Origin of the sequence: Viridibacillus sp. FSL R5-0888, from assembly GCF_038009105.1 — a bacterium.
Taxonomy (GTDB): domain Bacteria; phylum Bacillota; class Bacilli; order Bacillales_A; family Planococcaceae; genus Viridibacillus; species Viridibacillus arenosi.
The window spans coordinates 1755035-1780236 of record NZ_JBBPAU010000001.1 but is presented as its reverse complement, the minus strand read 5'-3'; the positions used below and the strand labels follow the sequence as shown (position 1 = coordinate 1780236).

Below are 25202 nucleotides of genomic sequence, written 5' to 3'. Positions count from 1 at the left end.
ACTCCCCTTTTTATAATTTTAAAATTCTGACCATTAAATATATATGTAAAAAAGTTTTAAAAAAGAGGAATTATTTTGGATTACATGGAATTATATTAGATTAGGCAAGGAAATTCTTTAAAATATTCATTAATATCGTGTTAATCATAAAAAATCATTTATCATCTTAAATAGAAAGTACTACATTGTTTATTTATTAATATTAGAATTCGCTAAAAGATTGTCATTTATATAACCTGCTATTTAATATAAAACAATAAAAAAGAGTAGACCAATGCCAGATGTATGGCATTGGTCTACTCTTTGTAATTTAATAAATAATTAAATTTAATTGAATATTCTGGATTTAAAGGGTGTTAATTAGTATAGAAGATATAACTACAGAGCCGATTGTAACTGTGGTGAATCCTCCAACTAACATTGGTGTTAATACCTCATTGAATATTTGTTCTTGTTCTTCTTCGTTTCTTCCAATACTCCGTCCTACTTCTTCACAGATAATATAATCCCCTGGAAAACCGAATGTCGATGTTAAGGCGACTGGAATAGCTTTGTTAGGATCCCATTTAAAAATTTTTGCCCCTATAAATCCACCAACAATTATTCCTATCACGCCAATTATTAAAATAGTTGCTACTGCTGGCAAATAATCTATAAACATACTAAACGTAATATCATTGCTCATAGCAATAACCATTACAATTATCCCTGCCATACCAACTGTAAAACTGTTTGAACGCTCCATAATTCGATCAGGGAAAATCTTAACAAGTCTACCTATAATACCTATAGACAATGCCCATAAGCTGTAAGGGATTCCTGTCATTTTAGCAAGGGCAACTGCTAATGCACCACCAACAAACAACATAAATAATAACACTAAGTTAGAAAGATACTTTTTAGGAATGACTAATTTCATTTCGTTTTCTTCATCAAATTTTTCACTATTGGTCGATACAAAAGTTCCATTTTCAATTTTCCCACGTATTTTCAAAGCATGTTTTCGTAGTAATAACGAGGCAATCGGCATGCCTATTAATGATTGAAATGCCAATATTAATGCTGGTATCGTTAAAAGACTAACAAACCCTAATTCTTTTAACCCCTCCGATGTTATTAATACTGCCATTATGCCTCCATTTAATGGTCCAACTCCTGCGACTGCTGTTCCATAGTCGAATATAAATGTGACTATCCCTAGAATTAATGAACTCGCAATAATCATTCCAATGATAGCGATAATTACAGCTTGCCACTGTGACTTTATCATTTTCAACGGTATTAATGTGCCCATATGCACTAATATTGGTGCAGTACCCAAGACTGCTCCTACGGTTAAAAACGAAGAATTAATTATTAAATCTTTTGGAAAAATCCCTGTCCAAAGTAAAACCAAATACCCAACCATAGCCACAAAAAGCATTGGTACTCTTGCCTTTGTGATAATTGATATTACTTCACCTAAAGCTATTAATCCCAATATAAACATACTAGCGATTACTGGATCTGATAACATTAATGTCCTCCTTTTATGATTAGGATATTAAAAGTTACATATTTAATTTCTTAGCCGTATGAACAAAAACTTTAACACCTATCTCTAAGGCATCTTCATTTATTTGAAACTTTGGATGATGATGTGGGTAATTCAAAGTTTCATCTTCAAAACCAGCTCCAATTCCAAGAAATACTCCTGGTGCTTTTGATAAGTAAGCAGAGAAATCCTCTCCCCCCATAAAAGGCGGTACATGAAGTATATATTCTGCGCCCATCTCTTTCTTCACTACTTCTTCAATAGTAGCAATAATTTGCTCATCATTATATACAGAGTCATATCCATAGGTAAATTCCAAATTATAATCTGCTTCATGTGACGCTACGATATTTTTGACATTCACCTCAATCTGTCTTGCTATTTCCTCTCGGACGCTTCGAGAGTAAGTTCGAACCCCACCTCCGATTACAATCCTTTCTGGAATAATATTCTTCGCTGCTCCTCCATTAAATTCTGTTACTGCTAAAACTGCTTGTTCTTTTGCAGCAATTTTTTGAGGGATAATCTGATGTAAACTATTCACAATTTGTGAACCTATTAAAATCGGATTAATGGAATCTTCCGGCTGTGAGGAATGACCTCCTTTGCCGATAACATCAATTTCAAATGTATCAGAATTCGCTGTAAAATAACCTGGGCAAAATCCAATTTTCCCAGTTGGTAGCATGCTAAAAACGTGTAAGCCCAAAATTCCATCAACACCATCCATTACATTTGCTGCTACCATCTCACTCGCACCACCAGGTAACACTTCCTCAGCATGCTGAAAAATGAAACGAATCTCACCTTTAATTTTATGCTGTTGCTTTGATAGTATTTTTGCTACTCCGAGTAGGATGGCCGTATGTGCATCATGTCCACAAGCATGCATTACATCAGGAACTTTTGAAGCATATGGAAGATCCACTTCCTCTTGAATAGGTAGTGCATCCATATCAGCTCTAAATGCAATCACTTTTCCAGGTTCGTTTCCTATTAGGCGCGCGACGATACTTGTTTTAGTAGGTTTAGAAAGTTCGAGATTTGGAAAAGTTGATAAAGTTTTAAATATAAAAGCTGATGTTTCATATTCGTTGAAAGATAATTCCGGGTTTTCATGTAAATACTGTCTCCAGGAAATAACATCATTCATTACTTGTTGAATTGCTGTACTTTGTTCTTGTATCTTACTCATGATTCCACCCTTTTCTCTTTATTTTTTTTAAAAAGAATAGGATGAGAGTATCTCATCCTATCACTCATTAATTAAAGTAAATCATTACTTTGAAGTAAAAATTTCGCAAGTGCTTCTGTTTCTTCACTTATTGCTTTATCTGCAGTAAGTGGTGGACAAATTTCTCTCACTTTCTCTAAGTAAGCTCTTGTTCCTGGAGCTAATTGATCCTCTATTTTCTCTAAATAAATTGCTTGTGAGGCTGCAATTAGCTCTATTGCTATGACCCTTGCTACATTATGCACAATTTGATGTACTTGTCTTGCAGCTGTTGTTCCCATACTCACGTGATCTTCTTGGTTACCAGAGGTTGGAATAGAATCTACACTAGCTGGATGGGCTAGTACTTTGTTTTCAGAAACTATTGAAGCAGCAACATATTGTAATACCATTAGGCCACATTCTAACCCTGGGTCAGTAGCCAAGAATGGCGATAACCCACTTAATGATGGGTTAACTAGCCGTTCTGTACGCCGCTCTGAAATATTTGCCCATTCAGATACACTAACTTTTAGAAAATCCATTGCTAGAGCAATTGGTTGACCATGGAAATGTCCGCCAGAAATGACTTCTCCATTTTCCAACACGATAGGGTTATCGGTAGTTGCATTCATTTCTGTTAATAGACGTTCTTCTACATAATTAAATGTCTGCCAAGATGCGCCGTGTACTTGTGGAATACAACGAATAGAATAGGCATCTTGCATTCGAACCTCACCTTGCTTAGTAACTCGTTTACTCCCTTCTAACCACCCGCGCATTCGACTTGCTACAAATTCAAGTTCTTTATGTGGTCTAACTGCTAGTAATTCTGGATCAAATGCTGAGATAATTCCTTGTAGAGCTTCCATTGTTAAACATGCGGCCATATCTGCTGCATAACCGATTCGCTCTGCCTCATTTAAGGTTATCACACCAATTCCTGTCATTGCCTGTGTTCCATTTATTAAGGCCAATCCTTCTTTTGCTTTTAATCTCACCGGTTGCAAACCTACTTTTTCTAAAGCTTCTCCACCAGTAATAATCTCACCTTCAAATTCGGCTTTGCCTTCACCTATTAATACGAGAGCAATATGCGCTAAGGGAGCTAGGTCTCCACTTGCTCCTACTGACCCTTGTGACGGCACCACAGGATGAATTTTATTATTAATCAAATCCACTAATAGTTGCAAAGTATCTTCACAAATTCCGGAGAACCCCTTAGCTAGAGCATTTGTACGTAATATCATCATTGCACGAACAATTTCTTTAGATAGTGGCTGACCTACTCCTACCGCATCAGCACGCAGTAAGTTCAATTGTAATAACTCAATATCCTCATCCTCTATCTTCACATCACTTAACTTTCCAAACCCTGTATTTACACCATAGATTGTCTCACCTTCAGCTAATCTTTTTTCAATACGCTTCCGACTTTCCCGAACTCTTTTCCAACTATTATCTGAAATAGAAACGGTCGCTTCACCATCCACAATTCGCTGAATATCATGTCTAGTAAGCGAATTACCATCCAGTTCAATCGTTTTTAATTTTACTGTTGTTTCTCCCATTTCAAAACCACCTCATAAATTGAATATTCTGATTTTTATAAAACCATTGCTGCAATAATTCCGAAGATAAATAACGGAATGTTGTAATGAATAAATGTTGGTACGCATGTATCCCATATATGATCATGTTGTCCATCTGCATTTAATCCTGATGTTGGTCCAAGAGTACTATCTGATGCTGGGGACCCCGCATCTCCTAATGCACCTGCCGTACCAATAATGGCAGCAGTAGCTAAAGGACTAAAGCCTATTGAGATACATAAAGGAACAAATACAACTGCAAGAATCGGTACAGTTCCAAATGATGTACCTATTCCCATTGTTACAAGTAAACCAATAAATAACAATAGAATTGCTGTAATTAATTTACTATCTCCTGTCACACCATTTACGGCATTTACTAATTCGCTAATTGCATTCGTTTCTTTTAAAATAGTGGCATATCCAGAAGCTATAAGCATGATAAAGGCTATCACCCCCATTAATTTGACGCCACCTTGCACTACATCTTCGCCCTCTTTTATCGTTACAATTCGACCTACAAACATTACAATAATTCCAGATAATGCCCCTAACACCAATGAACTAAACGTTAATTGAATTGCTAATGCAACAATTACAGCAAAAATTGTTATTCCATCTCTAAGCTCAAATTTCCGTTTCGGATGTTCATCTTTTGCTTCTTTTAAAAATTCAATATCTTCATTTGTTTGTGCATAATTTCGTGGCTTTCGATAAGTAATGAATATCGCTATAAACAAACCAACCCACATGCCAATAGCTGGTATAATCATTGCTAATGGAACACTAGTCTGATTTATTGCCATACCGTTCTTAGTCATTTCCGTTGCAATAATACCCTGGAATATCAAACCGTATGCTACTGGGATACACATATAAGGCATTTTCAAACCAAAAGTCAGAGCTGAGGCTAATGCTCGACGATCAATTTTCAATTTATTGAAAAAGTATAAAAGCGGCGGAACTAATATGGGAATAAAAGCAATATGAACAGGTATTAATGTTCCGGACAAACAGGCGGTTAAAGCTAATCCAAAAATAAAAATGTACTTACTAGGTTTCTTAATAGTTAATAATCTATTAATTAAGACATCTGGTATACCAGAATGAGCAATCATCGCTGCAAAAATCCCTAATAAGATATAACTTAATGCTGTCCCAGATTGCGCTCCCATACCATCTATAAAAATGGTCATTGTTTCATTAAGCGGTAGACCAGCAACTAAACCTGCTACTATCGCAGCAATCAATAACGCAAAGATAACATGCACCCTTAATAAGCTTAGTACCGTTAGAATAATAACAGATATCAACACCGGATTATCTAACATATTTCCCCTCCCACCTTATTTAAGAAATCGCTTTCTTATTCTAAAATAACACTACAAATTATTTATTATTCTCATACCATTGCTCTATTAATGAAGCTGTTAATCTTCCTGTATTAATTAGATTTTCTATACTAATACATTCTCTATATGAATGAATATTCTGGAACCCGTTACCTAAAGTAATACATGTTAAGCCATTTTCATTAAGTACATTTGTATCTGCTCCTCCTAACGTATTCGTTAAATACGGCTGAATGTTAATTTGTCGAGATGCATCTGTAACATTTTGAACGAGAATATGTTCTTTAGGAATATCAAAACCGCTGTATTTCTTTTCTAGAGTGATTTCTACTACTCCCCCCAGTTCTTTTGCTGCTTCTTTCATCATCTGTTCCATATGTCGAAGTTGCGCATTTAACTTTTCTTTTGAAAAACTTCTTACTTCTCCAGCTAGTGTGACAGTACCCGGAATAATAGATGTTAATTCTCCGCCTTCTATCAGACCAATATTTGCTAAGGTCTCTTCATCTACTTTACCTAACTTCATTTTTAGTAAACCAGCCGCTGCGATTACAAAAGCACTATTACCTTCTTCGGCATTTAGAGCAATATGCGCCGCATTTCCTTTTACCTTTAAATAAATGCGACTACTAAAAGGTCCTTTTAAAATGGTTTGACCAACATCCCCACTACTATCAAAAATATAACCTACTTTACTTTTAACCTTGCTATAATCCATAAAACGAGCACCTACTAAACCTGGTTGTTCATTTACAGTTAACAACAATTCAATAGGGCCATGAGGAACCTCACTCTCAATAACAGCTCGGATAGCTTCGATATAAGAAGCGAGTGCTGCGCGATCATCTGCTCCTAAAATAGTTGTGCCATCAGAATAAATGACACCATCTTTTATAATTGGTTTAAGGTTTTTCGTTGGTAAAACGGTATCCATATGTGTTGAAAAGAACAATGGTGGAATAGTAGAATCCGTTCCTTCTTTCCAAGCTACTAAGTTCCCAACTTCACCGTTAAAGTTGTTATGTGCTTCATCAAATTCAATTGTAAATCCAAGTTTAGGAAGTTCATTTGCTAAATAATCAGCAACAAGTTTCTCTTTTGTGCTAGGGCCATTGATTTTTGCAAGATCTAAAAATAATTTTAGTAAGCGTTGTTCATTTACTTGTGAAGCAGCTTTCGAATGCAATTCCACTTTCATTTTTATTCCTCCTCTATAATTCAACATTCTCTAAAATTTTGGCTTTTTCCTCATAAACTACTTCCCCACGTTTAATCACTGTATCTACTAAATTCGAACCAAGTTCATAGGCAACATGCTTATAATTTGGTACATCCCATATTTGAAGATCTGCAAGCTGGCCAACAGCTATTGTTCCTCGATCTTCTAAATTTAATGCCTTTGCTCCGCCCCAAGTAGCAGCTTTAATCGCTTCTTCAACTGAAAATTGATAAAGCCTGCAGGCCAATTGCATAACAAATTGCATTGACGTTGTATAACATGCAGGACACATATCCGTTGCAAGAGCTACAATCATGCCAGAATCCAACATCCGTCTAGCATTAAAAGGCTTTTTGTGAGCAACTGCAAAATCAAGCGCAGGCATAACGACTCCAACGACTTTTCTATCTGCTAATCTTTTCATAACATGATCTGGAGTATAGTTTAAGTGATCAATTGATACCATTTTCATATCAGCCGCTAAATCTGAACCCCCAATATAAGAGTACGCATCAGCATGAATTTTAGGAAGCATGCCGGCTGCTAATCCCGCTTCTAAAATTTGTCTAGACTCTTCTGCAGTAAAATAGCCTTCATCACACCATACATCGCAAAATTCAGCTAGATTCTGTTCTCCAACTTGCGGAATCATTTCTTCAATAATAACTTTTAAGTATTGTTCTTTTGTCATGCCCTCTGGGAAACCATGTGCACCTAAAAATGTATTTATTACATCTATTGGTGTCTCATCTTGCAATTTACGGCCCACTTCAAGAATCTTTAACTCGCTTTCAATCGTTAAACCATATCCACTTTTACTTTCAACTGTTGTTGTACCATGCTTGAGCATTGAATACATTCTTTTTTTGGATTGGTTTAACAATTCACTTGCAGGTTGATCACGAGTCAGTTCAATTGTTCGATTAGGGCCGGTTTTCATTTCTAATTTCTTTACATTTTCTTCAACATTACCAAAAAGTTTAGCTGCATATTCTTCCACCCTGCTACCATAAAAAACCAAATGTGTATGTGAATCAACAAAGCCTGGTGCTACAACTTTTCCAGTGGCATCAATAACATTGCGATTGTCTCGAACATAGCGTTTATTCACTTCTTTTTGGGAGCATATTTCAATAATTACTTCATCTTTTATGACAATTGCAACATTAGTTAACGGACAAATATCTGACATTTTGTCACCTACACAGCTTACTACTTGTGCAGGATTTTCAATAATTAACTGTGGTCTAATCTTAGTCAAATCAATTACTCCTTTCTACAAAAGCAAATATACAATTGGCGTGGCAATTATTAACGTCAACACTGTTCTAATGAACCAAATAACTATCATTTGACCAACGTTTATAGGAATCTCAGTTGATAAAATACAAGGTATTAGCGCTGAAAAGAACAAAATAGCCGAAATAGATAATACTGCAATAATGAACCTAGTTTCTAATGGCGCTTCTAAAATAACTAATGATGGTAAAAACATATCGATTAAATTAATAACCGCAGCTTTTGCCGCTAACAATGGTTCTGCTATTTGTAATAAATAAGTTAGTGGATAAAAGATATATGCTAGGTAATCAAAAATTGGCGTATTATTCACTAGAAGCAAGCCTATTAATCCAATAGACATAATAGTTGGCAGTATCCCCATTGCCATTACTATTCCATCCTTTACGTTCTCTATTATGTTTTTCCAAATACTTTTTGCATGCTCTGCGGTAGTTAAACCTTCATTCCAAGCATGCTTCAATCTATTTTTTGTAACAATTTGTTCAGGATCACCTGGCTTATTTTTATAATAGTTATTACTCATGTTACGTATCGGCCAAATACGTACTGTAATTGCTGTCACAAGAAATGTTACAAAAAATGTCGTCCAAAAATACAAATTCCATATAGGCATCAAATCCAGTGTATTAGCTACAACAATCATAAAAGTTGCGGATACCGTTGAAAATCCTGTAGCTATAATTGCTGCTTCCTTTGCCGTATATTTTCCTTCCTTAAAGATACGGTTTGTTATTAATAAACCTATGGAATAACTACCGACGAATGAAGCAACAGCATCTACAGCAGATCGTCCAGGGGTTTTCCAAAATGGTCGCATAATAGGCTGCATTAGAATACCAATGAATTCTAATAGACCATATCCTACTAGAAGTGCTAAAAAAACAGCGCCTATCGGGACAAGAACACCTATTGGAGTAAGTAGTGCGTTGTACCAATATGGTCCCATATCCTCAGCCATCAACCAAGCTGGCCCAATATTAAAAACAACTAGAACTGCTGCAATCGCACCAAATACTTTTAAGAAAGAAATAGCAACTTCAATCCATGAAGAATTCCATGTTTTTTTATAAAATGGATAAAGAGCACCCAGAATTACTATTACTAAAATGTAGTAAACAATAATGGAACTAAAAGTTGTTCGAATCCACCCAACTAAGTGATCTAGTGGGATAGAGTTTTTTCCATTAATCGTAAGCGGTAAGAAAAACATAAATATGCCTAATATACTGCATAAGAAGAACTTTAAAATAGTTGTCGCTGAATACTTCCTGTTTTCAACTTGGTCATTTCCTATTTGCCCTATTTTTTGCATTTTTCCACCTCAATTCATTTAAAAAGGGCCTAACATTTTTGATTAGACCCACAAAAATTTATTACTTCAGCACACTAGTTTTTTTTACATCTTTTGGTCCAAATGTAGCTGTTGGCTCCCACCATAATGGAACTTGAATACTTTCATTTGTTAATTTACCTTTCCCATTTGCTACTTCTTTAGCAGTTTCATAACCTGCTTGTGCATGGCGTATTACTCCAATACCCGAATCGACTGTCATAGCAACTTCAAGGCGCATATCCGCTTCTTCAGTACCATCAGCAATCATTGTTACTCCAGTATGAACAGCTTCACCCATAGAATAATTAGCCTGTAGGGCGATTAAGTCACACATTCCAACTGCATTCAATAAGCCATTTAATACTGGCCAGTCCGAAATTAAATCTCCACCATCTTTCATATTTTCAGACTCAAATGTTGGATTTACAATTGATCCAGAGTCTAAATTGTCGCGAGAAAATGCAACTGGTCCGCTCAATTCTCCTTTACGGATCATGTCATTTACTTCTAGTGCAAATTTTTTGCGTTGGCCAAATCCCATATAACAAATACGAGCTGGTAATGCTTCAATTGGAATATGTTCTTTTGCTAACTTAATCCAACGTGTGACTAATAAATCATCACTAAATTTTTCTAAAATCATATCATCAATTTTACGTAAATCTTCAGCTTCACCTGACATACAAATCCATCGGAATGGCCCACGTCCTTCACAGAATAATGGACGGATGTATTCTGCAACAAATCCAGGTAAACGTTTTGCTTCTTTTGCATCCATTCCCGCATCAATACATTCTTTACGAATGCTCGTGCCATATTCAAATGAATTTACGCCCAAATCTAAGAACTTTATAAGTGCATTAAGTTCACGAACCATAGTTTTACGAGCTTCTACTAGGTATTTATCGCGATCTGATTTACGTAATGCCTCAGCCTCTTCTACTGTATAATTCGCAGGTAAATATGCAAATGGATCATGCGCAGGAGTCATAGAAGTAGTAATGTCTGGCAAGAAATTCTTCTCTAAAGCTTCTTCAAAAATATCTGCAGCGTTTCCAACTACTGCAATACCTATTGCTTCTCCCTTTTCTGCTTTCTCCTTTGCTAGTGAGACGGCTTTATCGAACGATTCAACAACTACATCTATAAATCCTTTTTCAATACGGCGATTAATAATTTCAATATTTGAATCGCATAAAATCGCGACACCCCCGTGCATCGTCATAGCACGTGTTTGATTTCCGCCCATGCCCCCTGCACCTGCAGTCAGTAAAATTTTCCCTACTAATGAATCGTTGTAGTGTAAACGAGCAATTGCAGAAAGTGTTTCAAATGTGCCTTGAATTACACCTTGTGTTCCGATATATTCCCAAGGTGCTGCAGTGTAATTAGCATACATCGTCAGGTTTTTATCTTGTAAATCATAAAACGTTGGCCAATCAGCTTTCATGATATTTGTAGTTGCCATAACAACAGTTGGAGCATATTTGTGTGTTTTGAAAATAGCAACCGGCATACCTGATTGAACGACTAAAGTTTCATCATCTTCCAAGTTTTTAAGAGAATCAACAATCGCATGGTACGATTCCCAATTTCGAGCTGCTTTCCCAATCCCTCCATAGATTACTAACTCCTCAGGTTTTTCTGCATTTTCCATATTGTTTTCAAGCATTCTTAAAATTACTTCTTGTCTCCACCCTTTACAACGAAGTACATTTCCTCTTTGTGCTTTTACTGAGTATAAAATTTCTGGTGTTTTCATAAATAAATGCCCCCTTTTAGGTTATACAAATAATATAAGCAAAAGGTGTGCCAACTCTTTTTTATAAAACCAAATCACTAATGGTTAAATAATAAGATATGGGACTTTCAACGAATTTAATTATTTTCATAAGAGTTAAATTAAATTTTTTCATTACATTTCTCTTTAAAAACTGCAGATAAATTTTGCACAAAAAAACTATAAATCTATAAAATTCTTATTTTTCTGAAATATCAATGTTTTATGTTACAATTCTATGTAGCAGATAAATTTTGCATATATGAGCATAATAGTTTCAAAGGGGGACTTTTTCATTGATCGAAGAATTAAAAAGACTAGTGGATAACCTTTGTACGAATGTCATTGTGATGAACGAACAGTTTGAAATTCTATGGTGGAAAACCCATCCGAATATTTCATTACATTTGCGAAAAAATATTTCTATTTGTGAAGTATTTCAGATAGATAAAAACGAGTTGGAGAATAATACAATCATTTCAATTGATGGACGTCATTATAAAATAAAGTTAGACTCTTACTCATTTGAGTATAATTTTATATTTCTAACATTCGAAGATATTGGTGACCTTTCAAATAATCAAACTAATCGCCTTTTTTGTTTAGAAGAAGTCTTAGAAAACCTTAATGAAGGAGTAATAATTAGTGATCGTGATGGGTGTATCATCTACTACAATAAAGCTCAGGAACAAATGGAACAAATGAAAAAAAATGTAGTTTTAAACAACAAACTTTGGGATGTTTATAAGTACAATAGAAGACAATCTGAACATGCGCATATCTTCAAAACGGGTAAGCCCATTTACGCAAAATACAAAGCTCATTCTAAAACAAATAATGGACCACAATACGTGGGCTATAGTTCTTTTCCCATACAAAAAGACGGACAAACAATTGCAGTATTTTCGATAAGCCATACTGAAACCAGTTTAAAAAACAAACTTCTAGAAACAATTGAATTAAAACGTAGTCTCGTTTCAAAGGATTTTCAGGTGATAGGAAATACAAATGGAACTCTATATACATTTGAAAATATTAAGGGCGAGAGTCATGTTTTAAAGAAGGCAATTGAAGAGGCACAAAACATTTCACTTTACAATACTGATGCTCTAATTGTCGGTGAAACTGGAACAGGAAAAGAGTTATTTGCTCAAAGTATGCACAATTTCAGTCCACGTGCGAACAATCCATTTGTAGCTGTAAACTGTGCGGCAATTCCTGAAAATTTGCTAGAGAGTACTCTATTTGGTTCAGTTAAGGGAGCCTTTACTGGTGCGGTTGAACAAGAAGGATTATTTGAATATGCAAAGAATGGAACTTTGTTTTTAGATGAAATAAATTCATTGCCGATAACTCTTCAACCTAAACTTATGCGCATTTTACAAGAAAGGGCAGTAAGAAGAGTAGGTAGTAATAAATTAATTCCTATTACTTGTAGTGTTATTAGTGCATCTAATGAGGATCCAGAACTGCTTGCTTCTGAAGGTAGAATGCGATTGGATTTGTTCTATCGAATCGCACATTCAAGTATTTATATTCCCCCATTAAGAGAAAGAGCTGAAGATATATTATTTTTCATCAATCACTTCCTATCAACTTATCAAAAAAAGTATTTAAAACAAAACATTGTACTCTCACCTACACTTTTTAAAACTTTACTCTCGTATGACTGGCCAGGAAATACAAGAGAGTTACAGCACTTAATTGAGAATTTAGTAATTCAAGCTAAGTCTAATGAAACTGTTATCGAATCCTTTTTACCTCATTATCTAAGAAAAAAACTCTCAATTACAGATCGTGTCGAAGAAATAGCAAGGCCACTTAAGTCCATCCTAGAATCTAATCAAGCTAATTATATAGAAAACATACTTGTACGCAATAAATGGAATATAACAGTTGCAGCAAAACAATTAAATATTTCAAGACAATCGTTACAATACCACATAAAAAAATTAGGTCTGGTTAAATCTGAAGAAGTATTTTAGAGTATGATGTGAGAAATATAGATACTCGATTGATATATAGATCAAAAAATTAGTTATAGTAACTAAAAAAACAAACCTATCTACCAACTTATATTGGTGATTAGGTTTGTTTTTTATTATATATTTTTCAACTATGTACTAAGATACTTTACACCTACACTACATATTTTCCTATCTGTTATGGATAAGGGACATAACTTCACGTTTATCAACAAAACGAACAAAAAGGGGCACTGTATGTCCCCCTTGTGTTTTTACACTAATTTAATCGTCATACCTGCTTTATAGACTTTAAAGTTTAACGAATCATCCGTGCTTTTGTCACCATTTGCAGCAAATATTTTTAACTCAATCTGATCTGTCGCCAAGATTGAATCCGTGTTTAACCGAATACTTTTCAAATCCTGTTTAACTCCAACGCTTGGAGTGCTAAACATAATAGCCATTCCATTAACTAAATACTTTTTTTGAGTAGCGTTCCATACATTCACTAGTACAAAGTCTGCTTTGGTTAAGGAATATGAAATTTCTATAGACATTGTAAAATCATAATAATGATTTGGAACTAATAGTCCAATCGGTATAACAAGCCCCGTCCCCGCCCAAGGAGTTGAAACATGGAAATAATCTGGTGTATTTTCTATAATAATTGATGCCTTGTCATTTGCCCTTGCTTTTGCCGTGTTAATCGGCTTGATGATGTTCACAACACCCTTAATGGCTTTCAGTCCCTTGTGGGTTTGAATTCTAAGGAAGGAAGAATTTTCAACCCCACCCACCTTCGCATCGACTAGTTCATAGCAAGCTAGACCTTTATGCGTCATCATCTTTAGAGATTTATCCAGGATAGTCGCATCTTTCATTGAGTACAATGGAATTTCAAATGTCCCTTTTGCTGTTTGGATGCGTTGATAGGCAATAGGCGTACCCATCTATAGATCACTCCTAATCCATACCTTACCAATCGCAGGATTCACTGGGTCTGCTGATAATACTTCGATGATTGCAGGACCATTAACACTACCTTTTCCACTCAATTTCCATGGTGTCCAGTCGGTTAAACCGAACTTTGATCTAATATAGAAATTCTCAGTTCCTTGATGTGGAACATAAAATTGCGCTACGTTGTCGCCCGTTGTGAAAACGGTCATAATTCCATATTCATAGGCACCTACTGGCTGATGAAGAGCTGCTGTTAATCCAGATGGCTCAATGATACGATACGTTCCCATTTTTTGAACCGTATTCCAGTCACGCCCCACTAATTCACCTTCTGAGGACAATCCACCTACACCGATTCTGTTAGTGTGCTCACCATTGTTGACATAACGTTCCTCAGGAAAGAACATCATATTTATATTGTTCATAGAGCTGGTAGAGGTAAATTCCGCAATAGGTCCTTGATGTTGAATCATATGTGTATCCCATAGAACGCCCGTGAATGTATTTCCCATACCCGAAATTTTCAGAATTTGCTTCGTAGTTGTGCTTGGTTGAATCTGCAGATTAGTAAAGATGTTACCTGAACATTCAAATGGAACACTAATATTTGATTCAATCACGATCATTTGATTACACTCTGACAATGTGATCTTATCGAATCGGTTTGCATTGATCCACGTTTGGCCCTTAGTTGGTTCCGTTGCGTTTAATCGAATTCCTATGTCAAAATTCCATATCACCAGTCGTTCAATATTTAGAAATTGAATTTGATGTGTGTCTCCACCCGAGAATAAAGATAAACCTATCCCGCTAGTCGTTGACGTCCAGTTCCACATGACTAAATCACGTATAACTGTTTTGACACTAGTACTATCATACCTATATTTTCCGTCTAAATAGACAACTTCCTTCGCGTAATTATTAATTCCTATACTAATCGTACCACCACAAAAAGAAGCTCCTTGTTCCAACTCAAAACCTCTCAAATTTGCATCTAATGAGTAATGAGTTGCACGTTCTCCTCGTAACTCTACACCTTCACGGATTTTAATTGTTGCGTTTAGTTGGTATTTACGTTCTTCTGCAATGACGACTTTTTGCTTATTAGCAAACGCAAAATCTAACGCCGCTTGAATTTTGATGGCATCCGTCGCCCCTGTAAAGTCACTGACAAACACCTGTGTTTTGGATTCACTCATTCGGAACCTCCACTAATTTAAATTTTAAACCCCTTAACGGAACTTCACCTCATAATCAGACTCTCGGTCTTAATTCTCTTTACCTATATCAAAATCAAGTGGTAAAATGTCCCACATCAAATAAACGAATCTTAGTAATTAGTTCATTTATTTAGGTTTCCTACTTTTAGATTGATTTTTTAGTGGATGGTTTACTTCAACACTTATTGTGTGATCTGTATTTCTAAAACTTATCGACAATGTTTTATGAAATTCCAATTATCACCTCATAATATCCTCAGATTCGTTCAATGACTTCTTCTAAACGTTCAGCCATATGGTGGCTTAGGTCTATGGAAATTTTAAAGTCTTTTCAATCTCACTAATTTCCATATAGCCGTTTCCAGAAATCATTGTTTCAAAACATCATATGCTAATACAGTTTATCCCACGAATTCATTTGCAGTTGTTTAAATAATTGTCTTTAAATCATATAAAACATTTCAATAAACTGTTGGCAATCTAGGTATCATTTAGACAATAGCTTTGAATAGGTAATATAACAAAAAGAGGAATTATTTTAGATTGTATAGAATTATATTAGATTAAACAGGGACTTTTATTAGATTTTATATCAATAACGTATTAATCATAAATAATGGCGTGGTGGTGAGCAGGATGAAACTATTAATCATCGATAGAGATCAGACCGAAAGAACGGGCATTCAATGGTTTATAAAACACTATCAGTTGGATATTACAACTGTTTACGAAGCAGGAACTGCTGAAGATGCTATAAATTATCTTGAAATGGAGAATCCCGAAATTATTTTGCTAGAACTTGAAATATTAATGCAAGATAAAAAAAATGGATTAAAGAGGGCTTTATCGATTCAACCTCATCATTTAATCACAATAACTGCTGAACCCTTATTTAAGAATGCACAAGAAGCTCTTTCTTTACGCGCTTTAACTTTGCTAGTAAAACCAATCGATTTGAATTTGTTAAAACAGTATTTAACACTTGCATCGAGGCAAGTATTGAATACTTTTAACGATACGCTTTCCTATGTACAAGAGAAATCAATGTATCCAGCGTTCTTTATAGATGATTCTCCTACTCCAATAGAAGACAATGTTTTTTGCTTTATGATAGAAACTGAGTTTTCAGAGCAAAATGAGTTACTCTTTCATTGGCTACAATCCCTACCATTTTCACAGCACTTTACCTTTTATCCATTATCCAAAAGAATTATCTGCTTTTCAAATGATAAAAATCTAGAAGAGTTAATTAAAAAGGGAAAATCAATTATGCGAGAGTGGACTAAATCCAATAATGCTTATTTAAATATGGCTATTTATGATTTGCCTAATAAATCCATAAAAACGATGTATAATGCATTAAAACAAGCATTGAGTTTACGTTTTCAAAATGGGTTTTCTCAAATTTTTCATGTTAGTCAAATGCCTGTCTACAAAAAATTCGATCACTTTTTAACAATTGAACAACAGCGCCTTTGGATTAAAAGCTTAGAGCAAAATGATGTCCAAACTATTAAGATATTTTTGTATAACATTTCTAATTTGGAGATTTACTATCAACCAGATGCCATCCGCATTCATCTTACAAGCATATTAGCTCAAGTAAGACGATTTATGCTGAAATACCAAATGGATAAAATGATTGAAGTGGAAAAAAAATACGACTTATTGTTTGATATGATTTTGAATCATCCAGTACTCTACACCATCATCCAAGAATTCGTCCTTTTTTGCCAAGATGTAATGAATCAGGCAGTACACCAAAAAGAACACGGCCAGTTTGATTATGTAAATGGAGCACTAGATTACATTGACCTTTATTACTCCGATAACACGTTGAACCTTAAAATACTCGCCGACTTCTTAGGCATTAGCACAAGTTACTTAAGCATGTTATTTTCAACAACTAAAGGAGTTACTTTTAAACAATACTTAAATGAAAAACGTCTTACCCATGCTATTCAACTGCTTAGAGAAACAAACTTGCCAATTAGTGAGATCGCCACAACTACTGGCTTTAATGATGCAAATTATTTTTCAAAAGTATTTAAATCGAAATTTACGACTAGCCCTATATCATATCGCCAGCAAATGAAATCTGTAGTTGATTGAGTGCTAGTTTTTAATACCTTATTTGAATATGGTTGTACACAAAAAAGAATCCATTTTGAAAAATACCTATTCAAAATGGATTCCCTTCATTTCACTTTAAATTCAAATGTATTTTTTTCTAGACATATTGTTTCATCAGAAGTTTTGATAATAATATCAAAATGCTGACTGTACGGATGCATAAACACTTCGTACTGAATCCGACGTTCATCATGAGACTGCCTTAAATAATTGATATCTGTTCCCCTTTCAACAATATCACGGCTTGATCTTCTCATTAATTCTGTTTCACTATCTGTATAAAAGAAAATTTTTAAATCAAATAAATCTGCATTAATAAATGCGACACTCATTCCTTCTACAATCGTTACTTTGTTTTTCGAAGAAATTAACTCACTTTTCATATAGTGTGAATCTATCGTATACAAATCTAAACCATTTCTAACCATCTGAACATCTCGTTCTAAGGAAGACAAATGATGCGCGGATGGATGGCAAGCAGTCATTTTATAACGATGATTTTCATTTTGATATGTATAATCGATAATTGCATGCTTCCGTATGTTCGAACTAACAATATATGGATCAGTATTAATATAATTCACTTCGTCTGAATCTAGTAGCTTTAAAAATCTATTGGCAAATGTTGTTTTTCCAGCAGCACCATGTCCTGAAATACCAATAACAATTTGTTTATCGCTCATTTTGGCCCAATTTATGATTTCTTGTAAAATCTTATCCATTATTCTCCCCCTATTACTAATGAAATAATGCTCCTTCTTTGCATTATACTTGAAATTCAAAAAGATGGTATAAACCCCCATCATATCACTATTTTTATAATGCTTTGATATTTATTAACATTATTCTCTATCTATTTTAGTCTACAATCGTGCCCTTTTTTGAAGGTATGATGAGTACTGTCACTTTTATTGCATAAAAAAAGAAGCTAATCACAGCTCCTTCTTTTACTTAGTATCCTCCCCTATTGCTTAAGTTGCTGATTTAGTAGTTAAATCAAAATTAACATCTTCTATAAATTCAATAACTTCACTGTTAGGACTGTAAATCAAAGCCTAATAGAGGTGGTTCTCCAAGAGATAGTTGGTTAGGTATAATAATTTGTGCCAATTTTTTATAGTTTCATTTATTTTTTCTCTTTAATTAGTGTTTTCTGATAAACATTTAGCTATTTTTTATAAATATTGAATATTTATTAGGTTGTCTAAATCCTAATTTTCCAGCTAATTTAATAGATGCATTATTTAATATGTCACAATCCCAGCGAGGCATTATATTATTTTCTAAACAGTGATTTATAAATGCTTTTGCATTAATAGCGGCTAATCCTTGTCCCCTATAATCTTCGTGTGTTTCAATATCCATTTCTGAGAATTGAAGTGAGGAAAAAATCGAAGTACATTCACTAACCACTCTCCCTTTATGTAGAATACAATAACCGAAACCCTTTTCAATAAAGTTTGACACAGAACCCCAATATTCTTTATAGTAATTTCCATTATATTCAGAGCTACTATTAATTAACTCTTCATCTATTCTTTTTATAGAATATTCACTGGCAAGAGGACTTTCATCTTGAAACTGTTTCTTATGGTCATACGTAAAAGTATACCAGCCTCTCTGCTTTAATTTGTCTTTAAAAAGTACGTTAATTACACAATCCCAGTTTTCAGATGCAGAAAATAAAGTAAATCGTAGTCCCTCACTTTTTCTATTACAATACAATTCAAAAAGAAAATCATTAAACTGATGATTATCTTCTTCCCCAGCAATGAAATAAATACCGGATTCTGTTCCAATGAGCAATGTCTCAACATTTTTTGAGTCTACATAAACAATTCCATTAATATAATTATTTAATATTGAATAGACAAAAGTTGGTACAGTTTTCAAATTACTTTCTATTACTTTTATCGCTTTATCAAAATCTTTAACACTTAGTGTTATCATCCTATTTAAACCTTCCCCTTGGTACTTAATGAATAGACTACCAGCTATATCACTTTATTGGCATTCTAGAAAACACTTCGCATATTTACGAAACAATTATTAGTATCCAATTATCAATATCTGTTCTCAAACTCCCCCTCCATTGAAAACATTCAGTCACAAACAAAAGGATTGAATCCTGTGCAATACAGAGTCCAAACCTAAAGTGTCGGCTATGAAGTTTGATACATATCAATGTGCCAATTTCTTATAGATTCATTAATTACTTCTCTTATGTTTTGGTTTTCTTTAGTATAATCAATTCTAAAATAGATAACTTTTAAAAAGTTCAAGATGTTATTTTTGCATTTTTTGCAGCTGATTGGCCTGATAATAATCGGCTAGCTCCAATTCTAATCTGTCATACAAATGTACTTTCAGATAATTAGATACAAATTGTTCTTTCTCTTTTTCAATTGTTGATGAATAAAAGAGTTTTTTGAAAAGCCCAATTTTATTTTGACTTTCAAACTGACTTAATGCTTCAGCTCGTAACTCAGAAACAACCCCATTCTCAATGTGGCGTTCTCTCAACTTCACAGCAATATCCTTCACTTTATGAGCCGTAATGTCTTGAATTTGATCTTTTAATATCTCATTGTCCTTTATCAACTTCTCTGTTTGTGCTTTTATCTCTTCCATCTGTTCATTCGAATCATTAGGAAAAGCAACCAATCTTTGCTTGAAGAAATCTTCATTCACTACTATTTGAGTTTCTGATTCATCCTTCTTTTTAAATTCAAATAAGCCTGTTTGAAGCATTTGATTTAGTACATTACTAAGAATATCTACTTTCTCACCTAAATGGTCTGGAACTGTGACTGCTGTTTCTTCAGAAAAATGTGGTCGTGGATTTACACGGCCTACATCATCTATGCCTAAAAGTTCTTTTAAACCTTTCACTCGATACTCATCTTTTAACAACATAATCATTCTCAGCTTTAATATGGCTAAGAATGATAAACGTATTACCGTTGACGTGGAGGGGGTCAATTCTTGGTCGAGAAAAATATATTCCTTAAATGGTTTGATATAGTATCTTAGCTTCGCATCCGATATGCCAAACCACACAGCGACTTCCGTAATTGAATAGAACTTCTTTTCAATTATTTCTGCTAAATAAGAATCGCTGTATAATATCTCTTCCATAGGTGTATCACGTACGACCGTAAATAATGGATCATGAATTAATACTTCTTGTATTCTTTTCTTCATTTCTTCCGTTACTTTCAATTCGCTCACCTCTGTCCTATACAGTCCAAATTGATATTTATCTTCTATAATTAAGAAAAAACTATGCTTTTTCATCACATTTTCTCCACTCTCTAACTCTATTCTATTAATTTCTATTCTTTTCCTTCTAAATTTAAAAATTCACTGACAAAAAACACCATTCGCTAATGAAATGGTGTTCAAAAATAGTAATTCTAAACTAACTAAAAAACAACCCTGTGTCCTATTTTTCTATGGAACCAGGTTTGTCTTTTTGCTTACTAAGCTTTACTTGTTATATAAAGGTGCAATTTTATCAATACGATTCGTCCAAATACCCCCTGAATAATCTTCAGGAAGACGTTTGATATCTGCTGGCGTATCAAAACCACTTGAAAAGCCGGACCCATTGCCTCCAACAACAATAACCCTCGTATCTGCATTATCCATTCGTTTTAGAAAACGGTTTGGCCATCCCCAAAGCCACGGTGTTACTTTTTCTGGAATATGTAATTGACCGTGCTTAAGATTTGTAGGCAAATAACCTGTCCACCCTATAGCCATATATATTATAAGGTCTTTTTTTAATGTAGCTTTTGACATTGTACGTAAACTTGGTAAACGCTCTCTTAGTGTAGCTATTGGTTGATCGCCGCCATACACAGTTAATTGTTCGAGGCGATTCGCTGGCAGCTTTTCTAGATAATTCGCCATTTGTATTCCTTCATTTTCATCATCACTTTTGATGTGAATCAGGAAAGAAGTCTTTGGAAAGTAATTCAATACTTCATCAAGTGTTGGCATTAGATCTATTCCTTTACCTCGGAAAGGAAATGTTTTTCCTTCATCTGCCGTATAACCGTATCCGATGTCTAATGCCTGTAATTCACTAGTTGTATAATCTCTTGTCACACCTTGTCCATTTGTCCGACAATCTAGTGTCCAATCATGGAAAATCACAAAATTATGATCTTTCGTAGGTTGCACATCAATCTCCACCAAATCTGCTCCAGCTTTAATTGCCGCTTCCATAGAAGGAATCGTATTTTCCAAATAAGGATATTCTGGTTGGTTAATACGCTCTGCTGTACAAGTATCGTTTTCTATACCTTCCATCGAAAACGTTTGGGCAAGTCCTCTATGCGCGAGAAGTAGTGGAGCTCCCTCTCCCCGTTTTGCAAACAAAGAACTATTGTTTACATATATAAATACAAAAAGGACAAGAAGGAACCAAATTGATTTACGTTTAAATAGCCTCTTAATTTTTTTCATTTGTCTCTCCTTCTGATGATCCATTTGGAAGTTGTTTAATACTTATAAACGGAAGATACAATATTTATTATTATCCGAAAAAAGTAATACATATTCAATGGATCATATTTAATACTCTAATAATAAAGTAAATTTTCAGGAGAATGGTAGATGTGGCAAATCCAATTAGCAAATGGCTATATATTGTATATAATATCTAAGAAAACCGTACATCACTTTTTCCCTAGTCTAAATCCGGAAACAAATACAACTAACATACAAATAAAAGTAAGAATGATAATTGTTGAACCATCAATCATAGTTAATAGTCCTGCTAATTTACTCGCTAACCATACAAACGGAAGAATATAGTACTGTGGGATGGCAGCGACGTTTCCAAATCTCCCCACTTCATCTGTTAGGACAAATTGCCAGATGAATAATACCAACGAAATCAGCCATACACTATTCCCTAAAATCAATCCTTTCATAGAGCTCTTACTAAATCGCCCGATTATGTAACCAACCCATAACCAATATACTAAAAAAACAATTTGCGCGATCAGAGGATAAAATGGAATCATTGATTGATGAGCTAAGTATCCATAGATGCCTGGAAAAACGATCAAAATTAAGCCTAGTATATATTTCATCCTGTTCATCTCCTTCTAGATTAAGTTTCAAATTCCTTAAACTTGTCTACTACCTCTTTCCATTAATATTCACCAGATTTGTAGATATTACTGATTGATATAGAAAAGCTCAACAACTATGAACTTTTTTATTACTAAAATTAATGATAGATAATAAGCAAACAAAAAAAGAACTGCTGCTTCACATTTGAAGTGGTAGTTCTTTTAAATGAAATATAATTTTTCAAAGCTACTATATTTTTTCTAACCAATAAGTTTCTTCTTATTATAATGATGGCGAATTGAGCATGAGACAGCTACAATGAGGATGAAAAAAACAGCACTCATACTGATAATAAAACGAACAGCATAATTTGCTTCAGAATCCGCTAAATTATCCATGATATTTATATAAATCGGGAAAAATAAAACGCTTCCAAATACAGTTTGATACGGAATGATTCTACTAGTCTCATCGGTGAACACTATTCCATCTAATATAAATAAGATTAAAAATACAATACTTATAATAGCAGCTACCATGACAAATTCACTTTCCATTTTAAAGCTGCCCATATCTATAACATACGCTAAATAAAATAAGACGAATCCTATAAACGCTGAACTCACAATTTGCTTTACGAAATTCATCTTTTCATCCTTTCCAGAAAATTTATTATTATATTACGGCGCCTTCACAAAAATTGAGCATATATCATCTTCATTGAAACTGTACTTTACCTTTTTCTATTAACTTAAATAACAGTGTAAAAAACGGCAATTGCAGAACTACTCCTTTCACAAATGCCCAATATTACATTCAATACTTGTTTGATATTAGAATTGTGAAAAAATGCTGCTAATCAGAATTTTAGTATGTAGCATTGTTAATTCATACACGCTTTCTACACCGTACACTAGTCTATGCCTGAGTAGCATTTTTGTGCCAAATGAGTCATTTACTTTTTAATCAAGCTTTCAAAATGTTTTTTAAAAAAATAAAGGAACTCCACGTGACCGGAAGTTCCTTTTACATTCACTATTATTTAGTTAATTATTTCATTAACTACATCGATAAGTTTTCTTTTTGTCTCCACTAAATTAATATCTTCTTCTATATAATTATCCTCACCTGAATAGAAAGTGGCGAATGATTGATCTTTGTATCTAGGTACAACATGCATATGATAATGAGTTAATTCATTGAAAATGCCACCGTTTTGGCAAATGGTAATACCATCAGGGTTAAACAGTCTTTTTATTGCTTTAGATAAAAGCATAGATGCCTTCATTATTGCATTAGCAGTATTTTCATCAAGATCTTCAACATCATAAATGTGCTTTTTAGGCAATATTAAAACGTGGCCTTCGTTGTATGGATCATGGTCCAAGAAACAACATACGTAATCATCCTCGAAAACAACATGAACTTGATCATTTTTATTAGCTAGACTACATCCTAAACAGTCCATTTTAAACTTCCTCCATTAGTACATTAAATTTGAGAAGTAATTTACATATAAATTATCTATTATTTTTCATTTTAAATATTCTTCTCTTAACACTGCATAGTAATATTCATCCCACCATGTATCTCCATGAGGTATACATTTTTTGAAGTATCCTTCTCTTCTCATACCTATTTTCTCCATAACTCGATAGGATGGAATATTCTCGGGCTGACAAGTGGCAATTATTCTATGTAACTTTAAATCTATAAATCCATAGTCTACAAATGCTTTGGCCGCTTCAGTAGCAAAACCCTTATTACAATAGTCCGGATTAAACACCCAACCTATTTCATAAGTATGTTCACCAAAGTATTTAAAAAATTCAATATGACCTATCAGGAGATTTTCTTCTTTTAGTATAATTGCAAATTTCTCAGCTTTATCGTGCAAATTATTATTCACTAACTGCTTTGCTTCATCTTCATTTAACACTCCTGATGGCATATACTCCATTACGTTTGGGTTAGATGTATATGCATATAAATTTAACCAATCATCTTCTTTAAAATTTCTGATTAGTAGTCTTTCAGTATTTATCAACACTTCCATTGTCATCATCCTCCAATTCTAAATTGCATCAAATATCTTCCTTCAGACCACACTAACTTCCTTAATTATACAACATAACTCTAATTTGTAATTACCAGTTGTTTAATTCTTTTAAATTGACCGATTGACCGTTCAACAAAATAAGGCAGCCCTGTAATACTTTACATTTTTTCTTCAATTGGTTATTTCCAGAATCCAACCATTAACGCTGTTACAATACAACCAATTAGAAGTGAAACTACATTCCACCATGAGGAGCTTGTGATTCACAGCCAAAGTATAACGCTAATCCGCCAGCTATTGCCGCACCAACTACAAAACTAACATTTAATTTCTTTATTATGCGTTGATTCTCAAAATAAAAACGCTAAAAATAGATGTGGCACTGATATTACAATTGAATTTCTAAAAATAAATAACCCGATTTTGAACATACTATAAAAAAAATTAACA

Annotated in this window: 20 protein-coding genes; 2 read left to right on the top strand and 18 right to left on the bottom strand. The window is 34.0% G+C overall.

Going from position 1 to position 25202, the window contains the following annotated elements; all coding sequences use genetic code 11:
- Positions 1 to 346: 346 nt before the first annotated feature.
- From MKY02_RS08805 to MKY02_RS08770, 8 genes are all read right to left on the bottom strand, one after another.
- Complete coding sequence (locus MKY02_RS08805; RefSeq protein WP_038182802.1) at positions 347 to 1516, bottom strand: hypothetical protein; 1170 nt, start codon at positions 1514 to 1516, stop codon at positions 347 to 349.
- Between the two features lie 34 nt (positions 1517 to 1550).
- On the bottom strand, positions 1551 to 2729 hold the full coding sequence (locus MKY02_RS08800) for an amidohydrolase (RefSeq protein WP_051448661.1): 1179 nt from the start codon (positions 2727 to 2729) through the stop codon (positions 1551 to 1553).
- A gap of 71 nt (positions 2730 to 2800) precedes the next feature.
- Positions 2801 to 4318: a histidine ammonia-lyase gene (hutH, locus tag MKY02_RS08795; protein WP_076035252.1), complete on the bottom strand. Its 1518-nt coding sequence runs from the start codon at positions 4316 to 4318 to the stop codon at positions 2801 to 2803.
- A gap of 35 nt (positions 4319 to 4353) precedes the next feature.
- Positions 4354 to 5670, bottom strand: a complete 1317-nt coding sequence (locus MKY02_RS08790) for a Na+/H+ antiporter family protein (RefSeq protein ID WP_076035251.1) — start codon at positions 5668 to 5670, stop codon at positions 4354 to 4356.
- Between the two features lie 58 nt (positions 5671 to 5728).
- Positions 5729 to 6889 carry a M20/M25/M40 family metallo-hydrolase gene (locus MKY02_RS08785; RefSeq protein WP_051448662.1) on the bottom strand — a complete coding sequence of 387 codons (1161 nt, stop codon included), beginning with the start codon at positions 6887 to 6889 and terminating at the stop codon, positions 5729 to 5731.
- Between the two features lie 13 nt (positions 6890 to 6902).
- On the bottom strand, positions 6903 to 8171 hold the full coding sequence (gene hutI / locus MKY02_RS08780) for an imidazolonepropionase (protein ID WP_340708928.1): 1269 nt from the start codon (positions 8169 to 8171) through the stop codon (positions 6903 to 6905).
- A 15-nt stretch (positions 8172 to 8186) separates the two neighbouring features.
- Entirely contained in the window at positions 8187 to 9524 is a 1338-nt protein-coding gene (locus tag MKY02_RS08775) for a YjiH family protein (protein WP_340708927.1), read from the bottom strand.
- A gap of 61 nt (positions 9525 to 9585) precedes the next feature.
- Positions 9586 to 11307, bottom strand: coding sequence for a urocanate hydratase (locus tag MKY02_RS08770; protein ID WP_038182817.1), 1722 nt, complete (start codon positions 11305 to 11307; stop codon positions 9586 to 9588).
- Positions 11308 to 11621: 314 nt separating this feature from the next.
- Between MKY02_RS08770 and MKY02_RS08765 the strand changes: the two genes are divergently transcribed.
- The gene (locus MKY02_RS08765) at positions 11622 to 13310 is read left to right on the top strand and encodes a sigma-54 interaction domain-containing protein (protein WP_083669573.1); all 1689 of its coding nucleotides are present in this window, start codon (positions 11622 to 11624) and stop codon (positions 13308 to 13310) included.
- A 254-nt stretch (positions 13311 to 13564) separates the two neighbouring features.
- Here MKY02_RS08765 and MKY02_RS08760 read toward each other — a convergent pair whose 3' ends face one another.
- On the bottom strand, positions 13565 to 14242 hold the full coding sequence (locus MKY02_RS08760) for a hypothetical protein (RefSeq protein ID WP_038182820.1): 678 nt from the start codon (positions 14240 to 14242) through the stop codon (positions 13565 to 13567).
- Positions 14243 to 15451 (bottom strand): pyocin knob domain-containing protein, encoded by a 1209-nt coding sequence (locus MKY02_RS08755; protein ID WP_051448664.1) that lies wholly within the window; start codon positions 15449 to 15451, stop codon positions 14243 to 14245. It abuts the gene before it with no gap.
- A gap of 657 nt (positions 15452 to 16108) precedes the next feature.
- Between MKY02_RS08755 and MKY02_RS08750 the strand changes: the two genes are divergently transcribed.
- Positions 16109 to 17584 carry a helix-turn-helix domain-containing protein gene (locus MKY02_RS08750; RefSeq protein ID WP_340710987.1) on the top strand — a complete coding sequence of 492 codons (1476 nt, stop codon included), beginning with the start codon at positions 16109 to 16111 and terminating at the stop codon, positions 17582 to 17584.
- An 86-nt stretch (positions 17585 to 17670) separates the two neighbouring features.
- Here MKY02_RS08750 and MKY02_RS08745 read toward each other — a convergent pair whose 3' ends face one another.
- The 8 genes from MKY02_RS08745 to MKY02_RS08710 all read right to left on the bottom strand — a co-directional run bounded on the left by MKY02_RS08745 (position 17671) and on the right by MKY02_RS08710 (position 24743).
- On the bottom strand, positions 17671 to 18327 hold the full coding sequence (locus MKY02_RS08745; protein ID WP_038182824.1) for a uridine kinase family protein: 657 nt from the start codon (positions 18325 to 18327) through the stop codon (positions 17671 to 17673).
- A gap of 442 nt (positions 18328 to 18769) precedes the next feature.
- The gene (locus MKY02_RS08740) at positions 18770 to 19555 is read right to left on the bottom strand and encodes a GNAT family N-acetyltransferase (RefSeq protein ID WP_038182827.1); all 786 of its coding nucleotides are present in this window, start codon (positions 19553 to 19555) and stop codon (positions 18770 to 18772) included.
- A 336-nt stretch (positions 19556 to 19891) separates the two neighbouring features.
- Positions 19892 to 20902: a hypothetical protein gene (locus MKY02_RS08735; RefSeq protein WP_340710986.1), complete on the bottom strand. Its 1011-nt coding sequence runs from the start codon at positions 20900 to 20902 to the stop codon at positions 19892 to 19894.
- Positions 20903 to 21094: 192 nt separating this feature from the next.
- Positions 21095 to 22078: a glycerophosphodiester phosphodiesterase family protein gene (locus MKY02_RS08730; protein ID WP_076035242.1), complete on the bottom strand. Its 984-nt coding sequence runs from the start codon at positions 22076 to 22078 to the stop codon at positions 21095 to 21097.
- Positions 22079 to 22290: 212 nt separating this feature from the next.
- Complete coding sequence (locus tag MKY02_RS08725; RefSeq protein WP_038182837.1) at positions 22291 to 22710, bottom strand: hypothetical protein; 420 nt, start codon at positions 22708 to 22710, stop codon at positions 22291 to 22293.
- Positions 22711 to 22953: 243 nt separating this feature from the next.
- The gene (locus MKY02_RS08720) at positions 22954 to 23340 is read right to left on the bottom strand and encodes a hypothetical protein (protein ID WP_038182840.1); all 387 of its coding nucleotides are present in this window, start codon (positions 23338 to 23340) and stop codon (positions 22954 to 22956) included.
- 395 nt (positions 23341 to 23735) lie between these two features.
- The gene (locus MKY02_RS08715; protein ID WP_038182842.1) at positions 23736 to 24161 is read right to left on the bottom strand and encodes an HIT family protein; all 426 of its coding nucleotides are present in this window, start codon (positions 24159 to 24161) and stop codon (positions 23736 to 23738) included.
- A gap of 66 nt (positions 24162 to 24227) precedes the next feature.
- On the bottom strand, positions 24228 to 24743 hold the full coding sequence (locus tag MKY02_RS08710; RefSeq protein ID WP_038183267.1) for a GNAT family N-acetyltransferase: 516 nt from the start codon (positions 24741 to 24743) through the stop codon (positions 24228 to 24230).
- Positions 24744 to 25202 lie beyond the last annotated feature (459 nt).

Coding starts and splice junctions, on each gene's coding strand:
- MKY02_RS08805 (WP_038182802.1), bottom strand. CDS start 1,516: ATGTTATCAGATCCAGTAATCGCTAGTATGTTTATATTGGGATTAATA.
- MKY02_RS08800 (WP_051448661.1), bottom strand. CDS start 2,729: ATGAGTAAGATACAAGAACAAAGTACAGCAATTCAACAAGTAATGAAT.
- hutH (WP_076035252.1), bottom strand. CDS start 4,318: ATGGGAGAAACAACAGTAAAATTAAAAACGATTGAACTGGATGGTAAT.
- MKY02_RS08790 (WP_076035251.1), bottom strand. CDS start 5,670: ATGTTAGATAATCCGGTGTTGATATCTGTTATTATTCTAACGGTACTA.
- MKY02_RS08785 (WP_051448662.1), bottom strand. CDS start 6,889: ATGAAAGTGGAATTGCATTCGAAAGCTGCTTCACAAGTAAATGAACAA.
- MKY02_RS08775 (WP_340708927.1), bottom strand. CDS start 9,524: ATGCAAAAAATAGGGCAAATAGGAAATGACCAAGTTGAAAACAGGAAG.
- MKY02_RS08770 (WP_038182817.1), bottom strand. CDS start 11,307: ATGAAAACACCAGAAATTTTATACTCAGTAAAAGCACAAAGAGGAAAT.
- MKY02_RS08760 (WP_038182820.1), bottom strand. CDS start 14,242: ATGGGTACGCCTATTGCCTATCAACGCATCCAAACAGCAAAAGGGACA.
- MKY02_RS08755 (WP_051448664.1), bottom strand. CDS start 15,451: ATGAGTGAATCCAAAACACAGGTGTTTGTCAGTGACTTTACAGGGGCG.
- MKY02_RS08750 (WP_340710987.1), top strand. CDS start 16,109: ATGAAACTATTAATCATCGATAGAGATCAGACCGAAAGAACGGGCATT.
- MKY02_RS08745 (WP_038182824.1), bottom strand. CDS start 18,327: ATGGATAAGATTTTACAAGAAATCATAAATTGGGCCAAAATGAGCGAT.
- MKY02_RS08740 (WP_038182827.1), bottom strand. CDS start 19,555: ATGATAACACTAAGTGTTAAAGATTTTGATAAAGCGATAAAAGTAATA.
- MKY02_RS08735 (WP_340710986.1), bottom strand. CDS start 20,902: ATGAAAAAGCATAGTTTTTTCTTAATTATAGAAGATAAATATCAATTT.
- MKY02_RS08730 (WP_076035242.1), bottom strand. CDS start 22,078: ATGAAAAAAATTAAGAGGCTATTTAAACGTAAATCAATTTGGTTCCTT.
- MKY02_RS08725 (WP_038182837.1), bottom strand. CDS start 22,710: ATGAAATATATACTAGGCTTAATTTTGATCGTTTTTCCAGGCATCTAT.
- MKY02_RS08720 (WP_038182840.1), bottom strand. CDS start 23,340: ATGAATTTCGTAAAGCAAATTGTGAGTTCAGCGTTTATAGGATTCGTC.
- MKY02_RS08715 (WP_038182842.1), bottom strand. CDS start 24,161: ATGGACTGTTTAGGATGTAGTCTAGCTAATAAAAATGATCAAGTTCAT.